The sequence below is a fragment of the Anatilimnocola aggregata genome (genome assembly GCF_007747655.1).
GTDB lineage: Bacteria > Planctomycetota > Planctomycetia > Pirellulales > Pirellulaceae > Anatilimnocola > Anatilimnocola aggregata.
Genome location: NZ_CP036274.1, coordinates 7,229,851 through 7,250,271 on the forward strand (window position 1 = coordinate 7,229,851; position 20,421 = coordinate 7,250,271).

Here is a 20,421-nt window from a genome sequence, read left to right on the forward strand (position 1 = left end):
AATTCAGACTACGAGCAACCGCAACCACCGCAAACCGGGGCTGGGGCACAGCAAACTGGCTTGCAGCAGCGAGTCTTGCAGCAGCGTTGCTTGCAGCACTTAGGAGCGCAGCACTTCGGAGCTTTGCAGCAACGAGTCTTGCAGCAGCGTTGCTTGCAGCACTTAGGAGCGCAGCAGCTAGGAGCAACTTCGCAACCGCAAGTAGGAGCAGCAGCGGCACAGGTCGGAGCAGCAGCTTCGCAAGTCGGGGCGGGGGCGGCACAGGTCGGGGCGGGAGCGGCGCAGCTAGGAGCAGCGGCGGCGCAACCCATGTCGCAGCTATTGCCGCAAGCAGGCTTGCAGCAACGGCTATGACGGCACTTCTTCACTTTGTAGCAGCAGGTCGGCTGGCAGCAAGCTGGAGCAGCTTCGCAGCCGCAGCCACCGAGGAAATCGAACGCCGAAGCGCTCGACGCGATACAGAACAACGCAACAGCAACGCAAGCACCAACGATACGGCTCTTCATGGAAAACTCCTCAAGACCAAAAAACACAGGGAGACGGAAACGGAAACAACGGGAACTACGTGGTCGCCGGAACCGCCGGCCCCGCGTGCTCTTGAGCAGTGCGGCAGGCCGTGACTCTGACGTTCAGCGACTGACCGGTAATTGCTTACCGACCTGGAAGTGCTATCGTCGCCGCTGCTTGCCCCGCTTAACCAATCGATAGATTTCAAGTCATTTTCTCCAAGTCCCCGGGCCGTCTGCGTGGTGCTTAGCGATTGCGCCGTGTGCGCCTGTCAGAGACATCGCCCAAGCTGGGGGCTGCTGGGGTATCGAACGTGTTTCCGCCGACAATGACTAAGTCTGCTGCGGAATTCCGCACCGGCCCGGCCGACTGCGTGAGTCCGCTCGTGACCTAGCTTTGTGCAGTACAGAAATCGAGTAGGCACCGATCGCGCACGCTCGAATCGTTCGTAACGACTATCCGGCCCGCTGCCGTTCCAGCGGGTCCACGATGTGAACAGGGGGCGAAATGTCGCCAGTAGAAACAGCCAAGGCAGATGATTGCTACTACTCCCCGCTGTGCGAGGACGCCGATCTTACGGAACTCGTGCAGCAGTTCGTTGACGAACTTCCCAGCCGCATCGTCCAACTGCATCACTGCCTGGACGACCGCCAATGGAGCAACCTGGCCCGCTACGCCCATCAACTGAAGGGGGCAGGTGGCAGCTATGGCTTCCCGCAAATCACTCCCGTGGCCGCCCGGCTCGAACTCCTCGCCAAACAGTTCGCCGACGAACTGGCCATCCGCAGCGCCCTGGACGATCTGGTGATCGTCATCAGCAAGATCCGAGCTGGGACGGTTCACCGGCAATAGGCCGGCCGGATTCGAGAATTCAGCCCGCAAACGGCAATAATCGTCACGATCTGCGCGTCTGTAGTTAGCAACTACAGCAGAATCGAGGCGGGCAATGACGTGGCAACTGAGCGGGCAGCGTTTCTTGTGGTGCAGCCTTGTTTTAGGCCTGGTCGGCGGAATAATTTCGACCACCTTGGCCCAAAATAAGAATCAGCCAAAAAAGAAGAATGACGAAGCGGAAATTCGGGCTGCCCAGGCGAAGCTGGAAGACGCCAAAAAGGACGCCGCCGATGCGCAAAGGGACTTTCAAACGGCCCGGCAACAGGTCGAGAAAGTCCGCAGCAGCTTGATTGCCTTGCGGCGCAAGATTGAAGATCAGGCCGAAGATTCCGGCAAGTTGAAACAGGCTCACGAGCGGGTCGATCGCGCGAAGGCCAGCTTGCAGCCCCTTATCGAGCCCATCTTGGCAGAAGTGCAGAAATCTCCCGAGTACCTGGCGGCTGCCAAACAGCGCGACGAGTTGCGCAATCAGCTGCAATCTTTAGCCGCGACAGAAGCCTTGCAACGCCCGGTAATTGCCAAGCAAATTGCGGACGCGGAAGGGGCGCTCAGAAAACTCGAAGCGGCTGAACTCGCCAAACACCCCAAGCTTGTGCAGCAGAAAGAAGCGTTGGCGCAAGCCGAGGCTGACTTGCGCACTGCCTTAGCAGCCGCTGACGATGTGCTGCTGAAAGACAGTCGCTATGCCGCTGCCAAGCGCGAACTTGACCAGGCCGAAGGCAAAGCCGACGCAGCTCAATCGCGCGCGGTTGCCAAACAAAAAGCAGTCGCTGCTGCGCAAAATAAGGTTCAAGGCGAGATTGCGGAAGAACGTCGCGAAGACGCGCGCGAGCGGGCTCAGCAGCAAAAAAAGAAGAACGACAAGAAGAAAAAATAGCGGCCACGTTCTCGCTCGCGGAGAGCGGGTTTGCTGTTTCACTTAGTCATTCGATTGCGCACTCTCAGGCGCAGCAGGTTCAGGCGCTGCCCCGCCCGCATCAAGCAGTATTGCGACCTGCAGATCGCCCATCACATTCACGGCGGAACGCAGGCGGGCGATGATAAAATCGATGCTCAGCACGATTGGAAACGCAAATTTCACCGTCTCATCGGAAAGGTTCGCTGCCCTCAGCACGAGCGTAAGAATGATTAAGCCTGAGTTGGGAATTCCAGCGATTCCCATACTGCCGGCGAGTGCGGCCAGCAAGATCGAAATCTGCGCGCCGAGCGATAGATCCATGCCGGCGACCTGTGCAATGAAGAGCGCCGTCATGGCTTCATAGAGCGTAATGCCATCGTTGTTGAAATTGGTTCCAACGCAGGCCGACAGCCGGGCAGAAGAATCACTAACGCCCATTCGCTCAAGCGCCTGCAAGGTCAGAGGGGCAGTCGCGAGACTGCTATTGATTGAGAAGCCGGTCAGAATCGCGCTCGCGCCTTCGCGAAAATAGATTGCCGGCGATTTCCCGCCGATGAGCCACGCCGAGAGCGGGTAATAGATCAAGGAGTGAATCGACAGCGCAGTCACCGTGGTCAGGAAGAAGACCCCTACGAGCTTGAAGGTTTCCAGCCCTGACGTTCCCACAACCCCGATCACTGCCAGGCAAATTGCATAGGGCGCCAGTTCGATCAGCCAGAAGAGCATTTTCAGGATGATCTGATAGCAGGCGATGATGAGGTGGTCGAAGGTCAGCACCGCAGCTTGCAGTTCGGGATCGGCAGCCGCCTTCAGCGACCGGAGCGCTGCGCCGACGAGAATCGCCAGCACAGCGACGGTCAGCACCATGTTGTCTGTGAAAGGCTGGAGGAAGCTCTTGGGGATGTAGGAGCGGACCAATTCGAGCGGCGAGAGCGATTTCTTGCTCGCCTGCTCGGTGACGAGTTTCAGTTTCTTCTGGTCGGCTGTTTCCTCCGCAGACGAAGCAGCGTTCTGCTGATACTCGGCAAAGGCTCCCGACCAGGCTTTGCCCGGTTGCCACGTATTCAGGATTACGAGACCGATGACGAATGCCACGGCAATGTTCACCAGGCAGATGGTGAACATCTTCACCCCTTGGCGCGCCGTGATCACGGTGCGGATGAAGGCTTCAGCGACGGCGAAAAAAATCAACGGCGTCGCCAGCGCCGTCAGCAGGTCGATATACATGCTGGCAATCGAGCCGAGGTCGGCCGTCGTCCAACGCAGCAAAATCTCGCGTGGCTTGAACGAACCATCGAGCTGTTTGACTGCTGGAAATGAGATTCCAATTACGGTTCCCAGCACCACGCCCAGCAGCACGCGCAAATAAAGCGGCCAGCAGAGTGGATTCCACTTGGGGGCGCGCGTCGCCTGTCCCTGAGTTGCTTCATTGGCCGACATCGTCGTTCGCTCTCAGCGCGGAGGGGTGATTTTGTGTGCCCAGCATAACATCGACAAATGGTGACGGGGCGAACCTGTCACAGCCGAGGTCAAACTCCCCGCCCACGGCACCCACCTACCCCGAATAAGCGTTACGGCTAATTTTGGGCTTAATTTCCATTATTTTCAGTTTGAAGCAAATTGCTGGCGTTGCTACGCTACCCACTCAGTACTCCGCCCTTTTCCGCTCTCTGTTCTTAAGGGCCTCCATGATTCGCCTCTCTCGTCTGCTTTGCCCTGGTATTCGCAATCGCTCGTTGGGGTTCACACTCGTCGAACTGCTAGTGGTCATCGCCATCATTGGTGTCCTCGTGGCACTATTGCTCCCCGCGGTCCAATCGGCCCGCGAAGCGGCGCGACGCACGCAGTGCCTGAATCACATGCGGCAGTGGGGCATCGGCATGCACAATCACGTCGATACCTATCAGACCTTGCCCTATGCGGCCAAATCGAATCCCCGCTCGGTCTGGGTGATGCAACTCTGGCCGTACGTAGAGCAGAAGGCCCTGTACGAAAAGTACGACTTCACCGTCGGCTTTGAGGTCGCTCCCAATACGGTCTCGGGTTCGGAGCTGTCGCCGATGGGAACGCGGGTCAAAATCTATTACTGCCCCAGCGATCGGCAAAATGCGATGCAACTCGCTCCCGGCGATCCTTACATTCGCGCGAAAGGAAACTATCACCTCAACTGGGGCGATGTAATGCAGCCGACGTCGACCGGTGCTCCCGACGCGTTCAGTCCGTTCGGCTACACCGACTTCGCCACAACCAGCAAACCGCGGATCACGCGACTTGGCGAGATTACGGACGGAACTTCGAACACGATGTTGCTCTCCGAGATGCGAGCTCCCCTGAGCAATGTGCAGCAGGATCATCGCGGCGATTTTCTCAACAACGATGAAGTTTGCACGTACTTTACCACTATCGATACTCCCAACTCGTCCGTTCCCGATGTCATGGCTCCTGGCTTTTGCGTCAGCGATCCACAGAGAAATCTGCCGTGCACCACCGGCGCGAATCGCAAAAAAGCAGCACGCAGTCAGCATCCTGGCGGCGTGAACGTAATGATTGCCGATGGCGCTGCCTCATTCATCTCGAACACGATTAGCTTGAACGTTTGGCGGGCGATGGGAACCATGAACGGTGGCGAGCCGTTTTAGTCATTCAATTCGGAGTGATTCTGTGCTGTTGATTGTTCGTATTCGCCGCGCCCAATGGCTGGTGATTGTCGCTGCGTTGGCCCTTTGCAGTGGATGCGACTCGGGACCTCAGATGGGGACGGTCGAAGGAGAGGTATTGCTCGACGGTCAACCTCTTGCCGAGGGGAACGTGAATCTAGAACCACTCGACGGGAAGACACAGACTGCTGGTTATGTGATCAAAAATGGCAAATTCAAACTGAAGATCGGCCTGGGTAAAGCACGCGTGCGAATTACGGCGAACAAAGTGATTGGCGAAGAACCCGTTTATCCTGGGCAACCCAATAGCCCCATGCGACCAAGGGTGACCGAACTGATTCCCAAGCGGTACAATTCGACTTCTCTTCTCGAGGTCAACGTGGGCGAGGGCGTGAATCCTGCGAAATTCGAATTGACTAGCGATCCCTAAACGGAGCCGTTTTTCGTCGGCCGTTGCCATTACGCGGCGTAGTTCCGCGGATTGCGTTGCACAACCTCTGCGGCCCGGTCTCTTAAAAGTCACCCGGGATGTCACCGTCGTTGCGCGTGCCGAGGGCTCGCCAGGTTGCAAGATTGACGGTGGAAGAAATCGAGCGTACCGAAGAATCCATCAACAGCGTGCAAACCGTTCCCGGATGATAACTGCGCGACGTAATCACGCCGTAAGTGTTGTCGGTAGTGGTGGCACCCTCACGCATGCTAGACACATCGATATCGAATGTCTTGCCACCGCTCACATGCGGTACCTTGGTGTTCGGAACGAAGGTTGTTGTGAACCCCGTATGAATCGCGCGTCCGCAGACCCATTCCGTATGTCCATTGAACTCTGACCAGGCTCCGCCGCTCACACTACCCGAAACAGCACCCGGCGTTGCAGGGGCCGTGGCGGGTAAAGTTGCATCGTGGAACCGAGGATTAAACGCTTTGACTTCCGACATGCCAAGCGTATTGCTTAGCCCATCGCCGATTGATGCGGCCGTCATTCGAGCATTTGGGGCGAACGCAGCACCACCGTCAGCCCGAGTGGTGGGGTTGTAGACAAGATACGGCCCGACACTCAGGCCGTAGCAAAGTGGATAGTGCTCGGCGACTCCGGCATTAAGACGCGCTTTGTCATTAGGATCGCTGGGACACATCAAGACTTTCACCTTCGTCGCCGCAATGCCGTTGGGCGGAAACAGGGCCTTATTCGTGCTGGTGTGATAGCCCACGCTAAAGTCGATCTTGCTGAACTGCCCGGCTCCTTCCATGTACGGCAGCAAAAAGGATTGCCCCGACCAGGGCTGAGAGGCAGCGCCGCCATCTGTAATGGACGACGGTGGAAACACCTGAAAAGCACTCTCGTAGTTGTGCAGCGCCAGCCCGAGTTGTCTTAGATTATTCTGACACGAAGCACGTCGCGCCGCCTCGCGGGCTGCCTGGACGGCCGGCAGGAGTAGAGCGACAAGTACACCGATGATGGCAATGACGACTAGCAATTCGACCAACGTGAAGGCAGGGCGGCGATTCATGGAAAATCTCAGGTTGACTCAATGCACTTCCAATTCACAACTTACGACTGCGAAAGCAAAGCAGACCAACTTTGCCCAAGCGAAGCAGAAGAAGTCATGAATGTTGATAATAAGTCTCAGTTGCGACAACGATAGCGAATTGCGGCCAGCACTGTCAACCATACTGCGTCGAGAAAACTGACACAGATCGAGATTCTGTCGATTCGCTCGACAGCTAAAACTGATGGCCGAAAAAGCAGAGATTCGCCTGCGATGGATCTGGGATGCAGAGTGCTCATCGTCAGCAACACACCCGTCGTCGATGCTGCGAAGATTAGCCTGCACCTTCTTGCTGAAAGTCCCAGATCCAACTGGGTAGCGTTATCCTGCGAAACGGCGGTTCGCCCAACACGGCTTCGAAGAAGGTGAAGTAGTGCCAGACCTGCTTCTGCGTTGGCTGGCGAAACTCACTCCACGGAATGAAGAGGGGAGAGTGACCAAAGTGAAACGGAAACATCACGGCGATTCGCAGCCCGGCTGGGCAGACTCTGAGGTTCAGGCACGAACCGTAATTGCAGGGACTGGACCACTTCGCGAGTCCGTTCATCGCACCGCTTTGGAAGCGGAACGTCTGGCCCTCGTGGCTACCGTCATCGGGATAGCGGCGCGCCAGTTCTTTCCAGCCGGCCCAGACTGCGATGACGTTGAGCAGGCCGATCCAAAACGCCGCGAAGGTGCCCAACAACAAACAGAGAATGAGGGTATCGGCCATTGGTGGTCCCTCAGCGAAACAGGTTCTACTGCAGCGATTGCCAACGCTCGCGAACTTGGGCCGGCGAAGCGGTGCCCGTCGTGCCGAGTTGCTCGATGGTGATCGAGGCCACGAGATTGCCAAACACGGCCGCTTCGAGCGGTGTCGCCCCACTCAGGAGCGCGGTCACAATGCCGCTGGTTGCCGAGTCTCCCGCGCCGACGATATCGATGGGACCTGTCACTTTGCAGGCGGGTGCCATCGTTGCCTTGCCATTCGGCTCGGTAACGAGCGTCCCTTGCTCACCAAGCGTGCAATAGACGGGCCGCCGGGTACGACTAGCAAGCACAGCTGCGGCCCGCTCAAGTTCAGCCAGTTCAGCATTCGCAGCGAGATTACCGGCCCGCGCAATTTCGGCACGGTTTCCCTTCAAGACACCAGCGTTGAAATCACTTAGTCGCTGGCGACTATCGACGTAGATCATCTTCCGTGGATTCTGTTCAGCCAGCCATTCCAGGCAAGTCCGAACTCGGTCGGTAATCACCCCGCAGCCCGTTTCGTTTACCTGATCGAGCACAATCAGGCCGTCACTCGATTGCCAGACAATTTCCAGCCGGCGGCAAAGCTCTTCTTGCACGGCATCGGCAATGGGGAGGCGGCTGCGAACATCGAAGCGATTCAATTCGTGCCAGGCATCACCCGCCGGCTTCAGCGGCTTGGTATAGGTGGGTGTCAGTCGCTGGGGCGAGCAGATGATATGCAGCGGATCGACCGGCAACCGCCGCACTTCGCGCAGCAGATCGTAGCCGTGACCGTCATCGCCAATGACTGTTGTCGGCACCAGCAGACCCACGCCGAGGGCGGCGAGATTGTTCATCACGGTGCCCAGTGCACCGGGCGAGTTGCGCACCTTCTCGACTTGATAGGCTTCGAGACCGGATTCGATCGACACTTCGCTGTGGGGCGAAAGGTGCAAGTAGCGATCGAGAAACAAGTCGCCCACAAGGCCAATGGTGAGTCGGGGCAACGACGAGAGAATCGATTCGAGGCGGGTAGCAGTCAGCACGTGGTGGTTCCTTCCAATGATTGCCAGGGCTTCATGCCGCGCTGACGGATGAGTCATGCAGCCCGAGTCGTTCGAGCAGCGGTTGCCAGCAGCGATAGTCGCCAATGATGATATCGGCCCCAGCGCGAATCAAATGTTCGCGCTTCAGCGGATCGATGCCCGAGCCCGTGACCTCGTTGCTCGCGAGCCCCACGGCCAAGCCACCAACCTTTTTTATGGCAGTGATTTCAGCTGGTCCATCGCCAATGGCAATGAGACTCTTCGCCGGCATCCCCTGGCGAACCAGCTGTTCCATGACCGTCTGCTTGGAGAACTTCGGGTCTTGATTCACGGGCCCATGCACGCGGAGTTCGAAGTAGGAATCGAAATCGAGGACGCGCAGTTCGTTTTGCACGTCTTTAAGTTCGGTGCCAGAGGCTAGGACCAGGTGCAACTTGCGGTGCTGCAATTCGGACAAGATGCGCCGCGCTCCGGCAACCGCCATGGAGTCGGGCGAAGCATGGCCACGGACGACCGCGCGAATGCGCGCATTCGCTTGATACATCAAGCTCGTTTGGTATTGATCGAGATAATAGGTCGCCGGCTGAGCATCGTGCCCGCGCTGGCGAATCTCGTCGGCCAGTCGCTGCATCTGGACCATCGTCGGCTGACCTGTCAGCTCGACAACAAACGCTTCCACCAATTGTTTCAGCCGCCCGGCTGCTTCGCCCGTATCGAGTTGCTGCAGCCACTCGACCATCATCGGGACCATCAACCCCTGCCAATTGCGGCGAATGAGCGAGAGAGTACCATCAAAATCGAAAATGACCGCCCGATATCCCGAGCGCGGAAAGTCCGTGCGCACGGTTTCGATCTCGGGATGAGGATTGCGGGGCATGGTGGGGAGCTCGGCGTAGATCGCAACTTACAATACGCAAGCTACCGAGTCTAATCTGCCAGCCTTTGCGGAGGTAGACCGAAGTGCTGCCAGCAAAGTGGCTACCAGCAGTTCATCGGCTTCATCATTCCTTGGCTAGTGGCGAGGGGACCACGCTGACGAAGCGGCCGCCGTTGTCGTACCAGCCGTGACGGCTGAAGCGGCACCAGGTGAGTTCCATCAACAGGCCGACCCAGCGGCCGTCGTGTACGGCGAAAGAGGCGATGACTTTCGACCATTCGACCGGCTGGGCGTAATAGAAGTCGACGCCGTGATCGGAAACGTGCTTGCCGACGACGACGAATGTCTGATCGAGCAAAGGTTGCCCGTGGCGGTCGACGGGAGTCATGTGAATCGGATACGGATACGGATGGCGAGTTTCGGTCCGGCGTTCGATCTGACGCTCGGCCTGAGCGCCGGCCAGGGCAACCTGCACGTTCTGGCTAATGACATCGCCGGTTCGCCGGTCACCACTCGCGACCGGTGGGGTAATGGCCTGATCCGCCGCGGTCCAATCCAAAGTCAACGTGGTCACACCAGCCTCCAAACGAGCAAGGGAGAGAGAATGCGCGCGGAACTGCGGAGGCCGATCGGCGAGTCAATCGCTTCCGCCAACGAAGAGAGAAAAAAGCCAAGCCCTATCCCATCAGTCCGCAGGCGATGAATTGCTCGCCGCGGTGAAAGTCGGGCTTGTGAAGAGCACTCACGTCGAATCAGGCAACCTAAGTGCGTAACAGATATCTAGGTCGTAAAACCGGGGCGGTCAAATGGCAATTGAACAATTCGGACCGAGGCGAAGAAAAACGTGTGCGCGGTGACCAGACTAGTCCACGCGGCGCGGATAATGCGGGTTGCAAGCGAGGTCTTTGACAACCTGGTGGGAATCAGAAAATCGTGTGCATCAGCGTCGACCTGTTTTTCAAGTTACGACGACGGAGCGATGCTCGACCGCAAAAGGGGGGTGTTGATAAACCGGCTGAGCAAATCGACACCAACACGCGTATTTCTCGAGAGTTACGCAAGATGAGTGCTAAAAAGCAGCCGGGTTTATCAACAGATAGGATGAATTTGGAGTCTGCCAACGCGATGTTACTCGGCCGCAAACTTCGCATAAGCTTCGGCGACTTTGCCTTCTTTCTCGTCACCCTTGTGGAAGTAGACACGATACTTCAGCGCGAATGTCTCACCCTTCTTCATGGTGTGGGCACCATTGCGATCTTTGCCGTTGGGAAAATCGTGCAGCCCGAACGGATTGGGGGCAAACAGGCCGTACGTGCGAACGTGCCAGGTGGTGGGATGACGAAAGCTGGACGGGTGATCGAAAATGGCGATCCCCAGCGTCTCAGTGCCGACGGGTCCGTGATAGTCGACCCATTTGGCTGGCATGCCCCAAGCTGCTTTATCGCTGAGTCCTTCGCTGGTGACGATCTTGCCACCCTTGTTGGCATCGACCTTCATTGTTTCCGAAACTCGCACGCCAAAGGCACCTTCTTTGGTATCGCCGAAGGTGACTTCGTCGGCCACGGCAGTGACCTTGGTGGCAAAATCGATCCAGCGGGCATTGTCGTTGGCACCGAAGGTGAGCGTTGGCTCGTCCTGGCAGATCACTTTGCCATCGGGACCGACCCATTCATTGCGAGTGGAAATGACCGCGGTGGAGCCCCCCTCCGCTTTAATCAGCTCTTTGTGGTTAATCAGACCTTGCACCTTGGCAACTTCACCCCAGAAGTCGACGCCATTGACGTTGCCGTGGGTGAACCAGAACGAGCGATGGTGAATGTGATCCTTCTTTTCGCCCTCCACGCCATCCTTCAGCGGCCACGAACGAGTCATTTCCTGCCCAGTTGGTCCGATGATGGGCCACACGATAGGCTTGGTGCCCGATTTGAAGACATAGGTGGCGAACGGCTTGCCGTCTGCTTTGACGACAACGCCGTCGTCCTTCTTCTCGACGGTTAATTCGCCGGCAGAGAGAGGCAAGGCAAGACAGGCGGTTGCTACGAGGCAAACGAGAGAAGTGAGAAACTTCATGGTTGGAAAACTCTAAAAGGAAATGTTGCGGGATGGAACTTGCTCCAGGCGTTCGTATCGTAATGCACTCAGATTTGGATTGCCAGCGCGGCGCAGCATCAAATGAAGGAGCGACTGATTACGAGATGATTCACTACCTGACCGCCTCGTTTCAGTAGGAAGCCGGAGCATCCAGCGAGCGGATGCGGCAGATGAGCGTCGCAATCAAATTCCCAAATTTCGTCCCCGTCTATTTGCTGCAACTGCAACTTCTCCCAAGCCGGCTGCATGTGCCCTAAGTCACGAGACATTTCATCCTTCGAGACTTGGCGAATGATGATCAGCCACGAGTAGTCAATGAACTCCATGTCGCCCCTCACAGCCAAAATCGTTGTACGCGATGATTGTAGGTGTCAATCACATAGAGGCGGCCGTAGGAATCGCGAGTAAGTCCCCAGGGTTGATCGAGTTCGCCAGGCTGGCGGCCGTTGCGGCCCCAATGGCCCAGATATTGGCCGTCGAGCGTGAATTTTTGAATTCGGTGATTGCCGAACTCGCAGAGGTAGATGTGACCGGCGGGTTCGTCCAAGTGCAGATCATAGGGATAACTGAGTTGCCCCGGCCCGCTGCCATATTCGCCCCACGACTTGGCCAATTTGGGTTCGGGCCCAGAGACATCGAAGACTTGCAGCCGATGATTGCAGGCGTCGGTGATCCACAGCAGACCTTGGCGATCGAACTCCATTTTCTGCGGCCTTAGGAACTGGCCAATGTCGCTGCCATGGCCACCCCATTGCGAAACAAACTGTCGATCGCGCGTGAACCTTTGGACCCGGTCGAACTCGCCATACTCGGCGATGAAGTAATTGCCCTCGGCATCTTGTTGGCAATCGGTAACGAAGTGAAACTTGCCGGGAGTGAAGCCCCGCTCGCCACCGATGGTCTTCTCTGCGAGGAGTTTTCCTTCTTTGGTATAAGTCAGAATTCGGTAGTAGTGCGTATCGGCAACGAGCAGGTTGCCTTCAAGATCGAAAGATAGGCCGCACGGTTTGCCGAACTGAAATTCGGGCGTTTGCCAGGTGCGGACCAATTTGCCATCGGGAGTGAATACCTGAATTCGCGGGGTTTTATCGACAATATAAAGCAGGTTGTCGGCATCGATGCAGATCGCGCGCGGGTGATTCAACTTTCCTTCACCGGTTCCTGGATTGCCCCAAACTGCATCAAGCTGCCCTTGCGCGGGCCCACTGGGAGTGCAGCCGGCAACCATCGCCCCGCCCAGCGCGCAAGTGCTTGCCAATAGCTGACGGCGCGAGATGCCCGCGCCAGCGCGAGGACTGGAAACAGTCGTTGCCCGATTTGAATTGTTAGTCATGCGGCAGCGATGAAGGGAATAGGGACAAGCACCGGAGCAGTGTCCTTCTATCTTAACCGGCCGAGTGAGGGTCTCGCACGCGGTCAAAACATGGGTGGAAACCCGCAAGGGCGAAAGCGAAGCGATGCGGAATTTGCCGGACATTCGCCCTAGGGGGTGGCAACTCTTGGCGGGACTCTGCCAACTAAGGAGTTTCTTTAGGTTGGCTAAACTCTGCGGGCAGCCCCTTCCGAAGAGCAACAGTACCGGGGGGTGAGTACCACGAGCAGGCAGCGCGTGGGAAAGTCGGTAGTTCGCGGGGCAGCGAACGAGACGCCGGACAAGCGCAGGCCATTCTTCCTTTAAGGCTGGTGTTTTGTCTCGCGCACTCTGAGCAATCAGAGCGATTCTCATCCGGGAAAGCCGGTTGTACCTTTTCTGCACTGCTTGGACTGCAGCGCACTACGAGCGTCGCTCTTTGGGAGCCGCTGTAGAGAGAAGAGCGGGGGCAGTTCATTGTCGGCAGTCACCTGTTGAAGAACGGGTCGGGACCGCCGTATCTGCGCAGGAGCAGTTCCTTGTCAACGCTCGCTACGGAAGCGACGGCGCCGACCGCTGTCGTGACACCGGTCGTCGGTTCGTCCACTCAGTCGCAAACCACGTCCTCTCAACTCGTCAGCTTTCGCCTGGCAGATGAAGAGTACGGCATCGAGATCACCAAAGTGCAAGAGATCATCTTGCTCGGCGAGGTGACTCGCATTCCGCAATCGCCTGTATTCATCAAGGGGCTAATCAATCTCCGCAGCACGGTGATTCCCATCGTCGACTTGCGGCTACGCTTCGGCCTGCCTGAACAGGCCAAGACCGATGAAGCACGCATCATGGTCGTGAACGTGCGCGGCAAGACGATCGGCTTGATTGTCGATGCCGTCAGCGAAGTCCTGCGAATTCTGGCCGAGCAGATTGCGCCTCCGCCGCCAACGATTGCCGGACTCGGTCGCGACTACTTGACGGGACTCGTCAAGCTCGAGAAGCGACTCCTCATCCTGTTGGATGTGGACAAACTGCTCGATGAAGCAGCGCTCGCTGCCGCGTAAGCGACTGACACCGATCTTTCCATTGCTCACGATCCGCAGGCTGCGGAGACGCAAGCACCCGCTCGTACAGACTCAATCCAAACATTTAATTCTTAGTGAGATATTTCCATGTCCAAAGCGAAACCTGCTGCTGTTACCGCCACCAAATCCAAAGCGAATGCCGAAGTTGCCAAGCTGCGGAGCGATCTCGCCATTAACCGGGCGATGGCCGAGAATTCCCCCATCAACATCCTGTTTGCGAACAAAGACCTGGTCATCACATATGCGAACCCGGCCAGCATTCGCACTTTGAAGACGCTCGAGAAATACCTGCCAATTCGCGCCGAAGAACTGATTGGCAAGAGCGTCGATATCTTTCACAAAGTCCCTTCGCACCAACGCCGCATTCTATCGAGCGATCGCAATCTGCCGCACCGCGCGATCATCGCCATCGGCGATCAAAAGGCTGACCTTCTCGTCAGCCCTACGTACGACGACAAGGGCGAATACTTAGGACCAATGGTGACTTGGGAAGTCGTTACCGAAAAACTGATGCTGGAGGATAAGAGCCGCGACTCGAACGAACAGCTCGCAGCGGTCGGCAAAGTGACTGCTAAGGTCGAATTCAACATGGATGGCACCATAGTAACTGCAAACGAGAACTTCCTCGGTGCTGTGGGCTACAGCCTGAATGAGATCGTCGGCAAGCATCACCGCATCTTCTGTTCGAAGGAGTATGCAAACAGCACTGCCTACAGCCAATTCTGGGACAAGCTGAATCGCGGCGAATTCGAAGTCGGCGAGTTCATGCGAGTCAACAAGCGGGGCGAAGAGATCTGGATCTCGGCGACGTACTACCCCATCAACGATGTGAACGGCAAACCTTGCAAGGTTGTGAAGTTCGCCACCGATATCACAGCGGCGCGAAAGGCGGCGATTGCCGCAAATGAGAAGTCGGCAATTGTCGAGAACGCGCCGATCAACATCATGTTGGCCAATAACCAGGGCATCATCACCTATATCAATCCAGCCAGCATGAAGGCCTTGAAGAAGATCGAACACTTGTTGCCGATCAAAGCCGATCAGATCGTCGGCTCAACATACGACATCTTCCACAAGATGCCTGCACACCAGCGCCGGTTGCTGGCAGACCCGAAGAACCTTCCGCACCTTACGCAGATCAAGTTAGGTGGTGAGATTCTGTCGTTGCAGGCAAATGCCATCTTCGATGCTAAGGGCAACTATTCTGGCCCAATGGTAACGTGGGAAATCATTACGGAACGGATTGCGGCTGAAGAGCGCGAAAAGGAAAACCAGCTTCGCGAACGCCGTACTCAGCAAGAGTTGAGCGAAAAGGTTACCGAAGTGCTGGCCGTGGTAAATGCAGCTGCTGCCGGCGACTTGACTCGAGAAATCAGCTTCTCGGGGGACGATTCCATGGGCCAACTCGCCAGTGGCGTTCGCAAGATGATGACCGACTTGCGGAACATCATTAGTCAAGTGGTTGAAGGTGCCGCTCAGTTCGCCGAAGGCGCTCGCGTCATCGCCGAGACGGCTCAATCGCAGGCTCAAGGTGCGCAGACGCAGAGTGCCTCGGTGGAAGAAATGAGCGCTTCAATCGAGCAGCTGACCCGCAGCATCGAAACGGTAAAGAACAATGCTGCTTCGGCGAACACATTAGCTTGCGAAACAAGCCGTATGGCCGAGGAAGGTGGCCAGGCCGTGCAGAAGTCGGTCGAAGCGATGGGCCGTATCAAGAGCTCGTCCGAACAGATCAGCGAGATCATTCAAGTGATCGGCGAAATCGCCAGCCAGACAAACTTGCTCGCCTTGAATGCCGCGATCGAAGCGGCTCGCGCTGGTGTCCATGGCTTGGGCTTTGCGGTGGTTGCCGACGAAGTTCGCAAACTGGCCGAGCGTTCGAGCGAGGCTGCCAAAGAGATCAGCAAGCTCATCAAGGAATCGACCCAGCGTGTCGCCGACGGGGCCACCTTGAGCGAGCAGACCGGCCAGGCTCTCTCAAAGATTATTCAAGGTGTCGATTCGACGGCCAAGAAGATCAACGAGATTGCAACGGCAACGGTCGAGCAGGCTCAGAATGCGACCGAAGTCGCCGGTGCAGTTCAGCAAATCTCGACCGTCACCGAGCAGGCAGCCGCTTCGTGCGAAGAAATGGCTTCCAGCAGCGAGGAGCTTGGTGCTCAGGCATCGACGTTGCGAGAACTGGTTCGCAAGTTCAAGACGGAATAGTTTTCCGGTCCTCGTTGTCGCAGCCAGGCCCTGGCAACTGCTCGGGCCTGGCCTTTGTTTACGATTCGCCTTTGATCTGCTGAATGGCCTTCGCCCAACCGAGTTGTCATGACCACCGCTACTGAAACCTTGATTAGCCCCGAGCTCATGATGCGCTACGGCAAGCTGATCTATGACGTCACCGGCATTCGCATTTCGCCGCAGAAGCAGGCGCTCCTTGCGAATCGCGTACGGCGACGGCTGAAGGCAACCAACATCGCGGATTTTGAAGGCTACCTGCGGCATCTGCAAAAACTCAAGCCAGCCAATGCGGAGTGGGATCTGTTCCTGCAAGAAATCACCACGCACGAAACCTATCTCTTTCGCGACGAGTCGCACTGGACCTGGTTTCAAGATCAATACCTGGCGGCCATTTCGCAAGAGGCAATTGCAGGCAAACGACCGCGTTCGCTGCGAATCTGGTCGGCGGCCTGCAGCACGGGCGACGAAGCCTATTCGGCCGCAGTTTGCGTCGCGGCTTGTGTCAAGCAAATGTCTCCCTGGACCATCAAGATTATCGGCACCGACATTGGCATTGGCGCCGTTGAGCAAGCACGCCAGGCAACATTCAGCCAACGGGCAATGAAGCTGGTACCGCCGTCGTTGCGAACTCGTTACTTCACGGCAGCTGAGGAACCTGAATTCAGCAAGGCCAAGCCCGAACTGTCAGCCTTGGTTCAGTTTCGACAGCACAACTTGCTCGATCCGCTGCGGGAGCAGCCCTTCGATCTGATTTTTTTGAAGAACGTGTTGATCTACTTCGACGAAGCTTCGAAGCAGCGGGTGGTTGCGAACGTGCTGAAGTTACTGGCCCCTGGCGGATACCTGGTGGCCGGAGCTGCCGAAGGCATCAGCGATCACCTGAAGAACCTCAAACGTATTCACGCGTGGCTTTACCGCAACGAATGAACTGAATAACGGAATCGAACTGGACATGTCCGCCGAAACCACCGCTGCCGACGAATGGCTGCAAGGCATGATGTCCGACTTCTTAGACGAAGCGGGCAGTCTGCTGATCAGCTTGAACGAGGATCTGCTCACGCTCGAAGCGTGGACGGCCAACAATGCCAGTCAGCGCTCGCCGCTCGATCCGGAACTGATGAATAACATGTTCCGCTCGGCTCATAGTCTAAAAGGGCTATCGGCCATGCTGGGACTAACGAATATCAACCAGCTTACGCATCGCATCGAGAACGTCTTCGACGCCTCGCGCAAGGGACAACTCGACCTGACGTCCAGTATTGTCGAAACCATCTTTCAATCCATTGATGCACTCACAGCTATGATCGCCAAACTGCAAGACGACGGTTCCGATCAGTACGACGCCTCAGCCGTGATGCTCGGCATCGAGCAAGTACTGGAGTCCGGCGGCTGCGCCCGCCAACAAACATCGCAAGCCGATGCCGAGAAAGCGCTCGCCGCTTGCGAACAAGGTCTGCAACTCGACGCTGCCCTCGATTCGCCTGCAAGAGTTGAACCAGCACCAAAAGACTTGCACCCCGAAGTCGCTGCTTTGGAGCAGATTGTCGACGAAACCGACATTCCACCCAAGTATCTCGCCATTTTCATTGACGAAACCGATCTGGCACTCGAAAGTCTCGCCGAAGTGCTGCTCTGTGCCGAACGCTCGGCTCAACTGCGCACAGTCGAAGAGCTGTTGGTTACCGCGCACCGCATCAAGGGCTCGGCCGCTTCACTGGGACTCAATCGCACGGCAAAGCTTGCGCACTGGATGGAAGATGCATTGCAGACCGCTGGTGAGCGCAAACTAGTACTTCCGCCCTCACTCATCGACGCCTTGCTGCACTGTGTCGATGCGCTGCGACTCTACGTCACTGGCTTGAAACAAAGCGTACCCGACTGCTCACAGTTCGCCAGCTCGGCCGCTGAACTTCTCGTCGCCAGCAACGAGGCCTTCGCGAACTGCCCACCGATTCAGGTCGAACCTCCAGCGATCGTGACCGCCTGGCAACCCCAAGCGATTGCCGTGCAACTGGGAGAACTGGAAACCGGAACGCAGTTCAGTTGCGAACTCCACTTCGAAGCCAATCTGCCGCTCGTCGGCCTCAAGGCAAATCTCGCCTATGAGAAGGCCGTTCGTCTCGGACAAATTCTGCACTGCGACCCAACTGCAGAATCGCTCGAAGAAATCGAGCAACTTGAATCGCTTCGACTAATCGTACAGTCCGAGGCCAGCCGCGACGAGATCGCAGCTGCCTTGAACGTCAACGGAGTCCGCTCGGTCGATGTTCGCGTCCTTTCAGCACAATCGAAAAAGTGCGAAGACCCTGCGATGGCTGTCGCTCAGCAGTCGACTCACCTGCCAACCACGACCAACTCAGCCAAGCCAACGCAATCGCTGCCTGCAGTGGAAGATGCCAGGCCTTCCGCGGCCGAAGCGAAAAGCAAAGCAACCGATGAAGGGGGTAAGCCGAGCGAAACGCTACGCGTCGATATCGACCGCCTCGATCAGCTCATGAACCTCGCCGGGCAACTGGTCATCAGTAAGGCGCGGTTCAGTCAGATTGGGACGGCAATGCGCGAGAGTCTACCCGCCAAACAGCTGACGCAGGTGTGGAGCGAGACGGCTGCCTTCATGCAGCAATTGGCCGACGATGACGCCCACGGTGCCAGCGCCCAACATGCGGCCGCGACCATGAGTTCCATTCGTTCGCATGCACGCCGCTTGCAATCGGATATCGAAAAGATCACTGCCGAATTCGCGCGAGTCACCAAGTTGCATGCCCGCGTGAGCGAGCTGTTCGAAGCCGTTCATCAACTCGATCGCGTCGCCGCGAGCATTCAAAAGAGTGTGATGGACACTCGCATGGTGCCCGTGGGACCGCTCTTCAATCGCTTCAAACGCGTCGTTCGAGATATCACCCGTTTGAACGGAAAGGATATTCGACTCGTCATTCGCGGCGAAAGCACCGAACTCGATAAGCGAATGATCGACGAGCTTGGCGACCCACTGATTCACATGGTTCGCAACTCGGCCGATCACGGTATTGAATCGCCCGAAGCCCGCGTGGCGACCGGCAAGGCTGCCCAAGGAACCATCACGCTCGATGCGTTTCATCGTGGCAATAGCATCGTGATTCAAGTCTCCGACGATGGGAAAGGTCTCGACCGCGATCGTATCCTCCGCAAAGGTGTCGAACGCGGACTGGTCGATGCCGAAACTGCCGAACGTATGACCGCCCACCAGGTCTTTCAACTCATTTGGGAACCAGGCTTCAGCACTGCTGAGAAGGTGACAGAAATCTCCGGCCGCGGCATGGGCATGGACATTGTTCGTTCCAAGATTGAAGGCCTCAGCGGCACGGTTGAGGTCGAAAGCAATCCTGGTCAGGGCACTGTCTTCACGATCAAGTTGCCACTCACTCTCGCAATCATGCCAAGCTTAATGGCAGAGATCGACGGCGACGTGATTGCTCTGCCCATTGAGAGCATTGCCGAGATTGTCGGCCTGAAGGACGACAGTCTCGGTACCGTTCACGGCCTGCGAACGGCGACGATCCGCGGCCGCGTTGTTTCAGTGGTGGAACTCAAGGAGTTGCTCACCTGGAATTCGCACAGCAGTCGCACGCAATGCAAACCAGCGGGCGATCACACCATCGTGGTCATTCGCTACGAGAATCGCGAGATCGGTCTGCTGGTCGATACGGTGCTCGGCGAGGAGGACGTGGTCATCAAGTCACTGGCCGACAACTATCGCAATGTCGAAGGTGTCGCCGGCGCAAGCATTCTTGGCGATGGTCGAGTCTCGCTGATTCTCGACGTAGGTGCACTCGTCAATCTCGCTTCGCGGCCAGTGGTCAAAAGTGGAACCTGAAATACTCAACCGATAATCTGAAAGTATGTTTCTTTATGAACACAATCTCGCCTGAATTGAATAGCTCGCTACTCGAGCAGTTGTTCTCTGCCGCCACGCACGATGCGTCGACCGCCATGTGCCGTTGGACGAATGGTCAGATCACACTCACGCTCGATGAAATCGCCGAGATGCCGCTGGAGGAAGTGAGCACCAACCTCGATCTGGGTGACGACTTGCTAACGATGGTCGCCCTCACATTGCAAGGCGAACTTGGCGGCACCATGCTGCTGACCTTCGACGAAGAAAACGGTCGCAGCCTGGCGGCGTCGCTCCTCAATCGGCCACGGGCCACCACTCCCGAGTGGAACGAATTGGAACGGAGCGCGCTCAATGAAACGGGCAACATTCTGGGATGTGCCTACATGAACGCTCTCACGCGTTTTCTCGATGCGGAGCTGATTCCATCGCCTCCCTACTTCCTGCAAGACTTCGGCGCTAGCGTGCTTCAGCAGGCCCTGATGACTCAAGCCCTGACGTGCGATACCGCCACCATTTGCCGCACTACGTTTCGGCGCGAAGACCAGGCCCTCGACTGGAACGTGCTGTTCCTGCCAACCCAAGGCCTGCGCGATCGACTGATGAATTGCACGACCGCCTAACCAACCGCCCTGCGTAACAATTCGCGATCCGAACTTC

The 20,421-nt window shown here is 57.0% G+C and carries 18 protein-coding genes; 9 read left to right on the plus strand and 9 right to left on the minus strand.

Going from position 1 to position 20,421, the window contains the following annotated elements; genetic code table 11:
• Window positions 1-1,014: 1,014 nt before the first annotated feature.
• Window positions 1,015-1,359, plus strand: coding sequence for an Hpt domain-containing protein (locus tag ETAA8_RS27295; RefSeq protein ID WP_145096229.1), 345 nt, complete (start codon window positions 1,015-1,017; stop codon window positions 1,357-1,359).
• 94 nt (window positions 1,360-1,453) lie between these two features.
• Window positions 1,454-2,278 (plus strand): coiled-coil domain-containing protein, encoded by an 825-nt coding sequence (locus tag ETAA8_RS27300; RefSeq protein WP_145096232.1) that lies wholly within the window; start codon window positions 1,454-1,456, stop codon window positions 2,276-2,278.
• 42 nt (window positions 2,279-2,320) lie between these two features.
• Here ETAA8_RS27300 and ETAA8_RS27305 read toward each other — a convergent pair whose 3' ends face one another.
• Window positions 2,321-3,739: a dicarboxylate/amino acid:cation symporter gene (locus ETAA8_RS27305; protein WP_145096235.1), complete on the minus strand. Its 1,419-nt coding sequence runs from the start codon at window positions 3,737-3,739 to the stop codon at window positions 2,321-2,323.
• Between the two features lie 248 nt (window positions 3,740-3,987).
• On the opposite strand from ETAA8_RS27305, the gene ETAA8_RS27310 reads away from it, so the two are divergent.
• Window positions 3,988-4,938, plus strand: coding sequence for a DUF1559 domain-containing protein (locus tag ETAA8_RS27310; protein WP_145096238.1), 951 nt, complete (start codon window positions 3,988-3,990; stop codon window positions 4,936-4,938).
• 22 nt (window positions 4,939-4,960) lie between these two features.
• The gene (locus ETAA8_RS27315) at window positions 4,961-5,386 is read left to right on the plus strand and encodes a hypothetical protein (protein WP_145096241.1); all 426 of its coding nucleotides are present in this window, start codon (window positions 4,961-4,963) and stop codon (window positions 5,384-5,386) included.
• Between the two features lie 82 nt (window positions 5,387-5,468).
• On the opposite strand, the gene ETAA8_RS27320 is transcribed toward ETAA8_RS27315, so the two are convergent.
• From ETAA8_RS27320 to ETAA8_RS27355, 8 genes are all read right to left on the minus strand, one after another.
• Window positions 5,469-6,467 carry a DUF1559 domain-containing protein gene (locus ETAA8_RS27320; protein WP_145096244.1) on the minus strand — a complete coding sequence of 333 codons (999 nt, stop codon included), beginning with the start codon at window positions 6,465-6,467 and terminating at the stop codon, window positions 5,469-5,471.
• 313 nt (window positions 6,468-6,780) lie between these two features.
• The gene (locus tag ETAA8_RS27325) at window positions 6,781-7,218 is read right to left on the minus strand and encodes a hypothetical protein (RefSeq protein ID WP_145096248.1); all 438 of its coding nucleotides are present in this window, start codon (window positions 7,216-7,218) and stop codon (window positions 6,781-6,783) included.
• 25 nt (window positions 7,219-7,243) lie between these two features.
• The gene (locus ETAA8_RS27330) at window positions 7,244-8,263 is read right to left on the minus strand and encodes a bifunctional heptose 7-phosphate kinase/heptose 1-phosphate adenyltransferase (RefSeq protein WP_202921300.1); all 1,020 of its coding nucleotides are present in this window, start codon (window positions 8,261-8,263) and stop codon (window positions 7,244-7,246) included.
• 31 nt (window positions 8,264-8,294) lie between these two features.
• Window positions 8,295-9,140 (minus strand): HAD family hydrolase, encoded by an 846-nt coding sequence (locus ETAA8_RS27335; protein WP_145096255.1) that lies wholly within the window; start codon window positions 9,138-9,140, stop codon window positions 8,295-8,297.
• Window positions 9,141-9,264: 124 nt separating this feature from the next.
• Entirely contained in the window at window positions 9,265-9,714 is a 450-nt protein-coding gene (locus ETAA8_RS27340; RefSeq protein WP_145096258.1) for a hypothetical protein, read from the minus strand.
• Window positions 9,715-10,268: 554 nt separating this feature from the next.
• On the minus strand, window positions 10,269-11,210 hold the full coding sequence (locus ETAA8_RS27345; protein ID WP_145096261.1) for a DUF6807 domain-containing protein: 942 nt from the start codon (window positions 11,208-11,210) through the stop codon (window positions 10,269-10,271).
• Window positions 11,211-11,308: 98 nt separating this feature from the next.
• A complete protein-coding gene (locus ETAA8_RS27350; RefSeq protein WP_145096264.1) occupies window positions 11,309-11,557 on the minus strand; it encodes a hypothetical protein in 249 nt (82 codons plus the stop codon).
• Between the two features lie 8 nt (window positions 11,558-11,565).
• A complete protein-coding gene (locus tag ETAA8_RS27355; protein ID WP_145096267.1) occupies window positions 11,566-12,564 on the minus strand; it encodes an NHL repeat-containing protein in 999 nt (332 codons plus the stop codon).
• 557 nt (window positions 12,565-13,121) lie between these two features.
• On the opposite strand from ETAA8_RS27355, the gene ETAA8_RS27360 reads away from it, so the two are divergent.
• The 5 genes from ETAA8_RS27360 to ETAA8_RS27380 all read left to right on the plus strand — a co-directional run bounded on the left by ETAA8_RS27360 (window position 13,122) and on the right by ETAA8_RS27380 (window position 20,384).
• The gene (locus ETAA8_RS27360) at window positions 13,122-13,640 is read left to right on the plus strand and encodes a chemotaxis protein CheW (protein ID WP_238397582.1); all 519 of its coding nucleotides are present in this window, start codon (window positions 13,122-13,124) and stop codon (window positions 13,638-13,640) included.
• A gap of 108 nt (window positions 13,641-13,748) precedes the next feature.
• Complete coding sequence (locus tag ETAA8_RS27365; RefSeq protein WP_238397583.1) at window positions 13,749-15,869, plus strand: methyl-accepting chemotaxis protein; 2,121 nt, start codon at window positions 13,749-13,751, stop codon at window positions 15,867-15,869.
• 108 nt (window positions 15,870-15,977) lie between these two features.
• The gene (locus ETAA8_RS27370) at window positions 15,978-16,817 is read left to right on the plus strand and encodes a CheR family methyltransferase (RefSeq protein WP_145096270.1); all 840 of its coding nucleotides are present in this window, start codon (window positions 15,978-15,980) and stop codon (window positions 16,815-16,817) included.
• 25 nt (window positions 16,818-16,842) lie between these two features.
• The gene (locus ETAA8_RS27375) at window positions 16,843-19,743 is read left to right on the plus strand and encodes a chemotaxis protein CheA (RefSeq protein ID WP_145096273.1); all 2,901 of its coding nucleotides are present in this window, start codon (window positions 16,843-16,845) and stop codon (window positions 19,741-19,743) included.
• 35 nt (window positions 19,744-19,778) lie between these two features.
• Window positions 19,779-20,384: a chemotaxis protein gene (locus tag ETAA8_RS27380; protein WP_238397584.1), complete on the plus strand. Its 606-nt coding sequence runs from the start codon at window positions 19,779-19,781 to the stop codon at window positions 20,382-20,384.
• The last annotated feature ends 37 nt before the right edge of the window (window positions 20,385-20,421 follow it).

What these genes read in the sequence shown, in the direction of transcription:
- ETAA8_RS27345 (WP_145096261.1), bottom strand. Translation starts at nt 11,210, where the DNA reads ATGAAGTTTCTCACTTCTCTCGTTTGCCTCGTAGCAACCGCCTGTCTT.
- ETAA8_RS27380 (WP_238397584.1), top strand. Translation starts at nt 19,779, where the DNA reads ATGAACACAATCTCGCCTGAATTGAATAGCTCGCTACTCGAGCAGTTG.
- ETAA8_RS27295 (WP_145096229.1), top strand. Translation starts at nt 1,015, where the DNA reads ATGTCGCCAGTAGAAACAGCCAAGGCAGATGATTGCTACTACTCCCCG.
- ETAA8_RS27365 (WP_238397583.1), top strand. Translation starts at nt 13,749, where the DNA reads ATGTCCAAAGCGAAACCTGCTGCTGTTACCGCCACCAAATCCAAAGCG.
- ETAA8_RS27375 (WP_145096273.1), top strand. Translation starts at nt 16,843, where the DNA reads ATGTCCGCCGAAACCACCGCTGCCGACGAATGGCTGCAAGGCATGATG.
- ETAA8_RS27350 (WP_145096264.1), bottom strand. Translation starts at nt 11,557, where the DNA reads ATGGAGTTCATTGACTACTCGTGGCTGATCATCATTCGCCAAGTCTCG.
- ETAA8_RS27305 (WP_145096235.1), bottom strand. Translation starts at nt 3,739, where the DNA reads ATGTCGGCCAATGAAGCAACTCAGGGACAGGCGACGCGCGCCCCCAAG.
- ETAA8_RS27335 (WP_145096255.1), bottom strand. Translation starts at nt 9,140, where the DNA reads ATGCCCCGCAATCCTCATCCCGAGATCGAAACCGTGCGCACGGACTTT.
- ETAA8_RS27310 (WP_145096238.1), top strand. Translation starts at nt 3,988, where the DNA reads ATGATTCGCCTCTCTCGTCTGCTTTGCCCTGGTATTCGCAATCGCTCG.
- ETAA8_RS27300 (WP_145096232.1), top strand. Translation starts at nt 1,454, where the DNA reads ATGACGTGGCAACTGAGCGGGCAGCGTTTCTTGTGGTGCAGCCTTGTT.
- ETAA8_RS27355 (WP_145096267.1), bottom strand. Translation starts at nt 12,564, where the DNA reads ATGACTAACAATTCAAATCGGGCAACGACTGTTTCCAGTCCTCGCGCT.
- ETAA8_RS27320 (WP_145096244.1), bottom strand. Translation starts at nt 6,467, where the DNA reads ATGAATCGCCGCCCTGCCTTCACGTTGGTCGAATTGCTAGTCGTCATT.
- ETAA8_RS27370 (WP_145096270.1), top strand. Translation starts at nt 15,978, where the DNA reads ATGACCACCGCTACTGAAACCTTGATTAGCCCCGAGCTCATGATGCGC.
- ETAA8_RS27325 (WP_145096248.1), bottom strand. Translation starts at nt 7,218, where the DNA reads ATGGCCGATACCCTCATTCTCTGTTTGTTGTTGGGCACCTTCGCGGCG.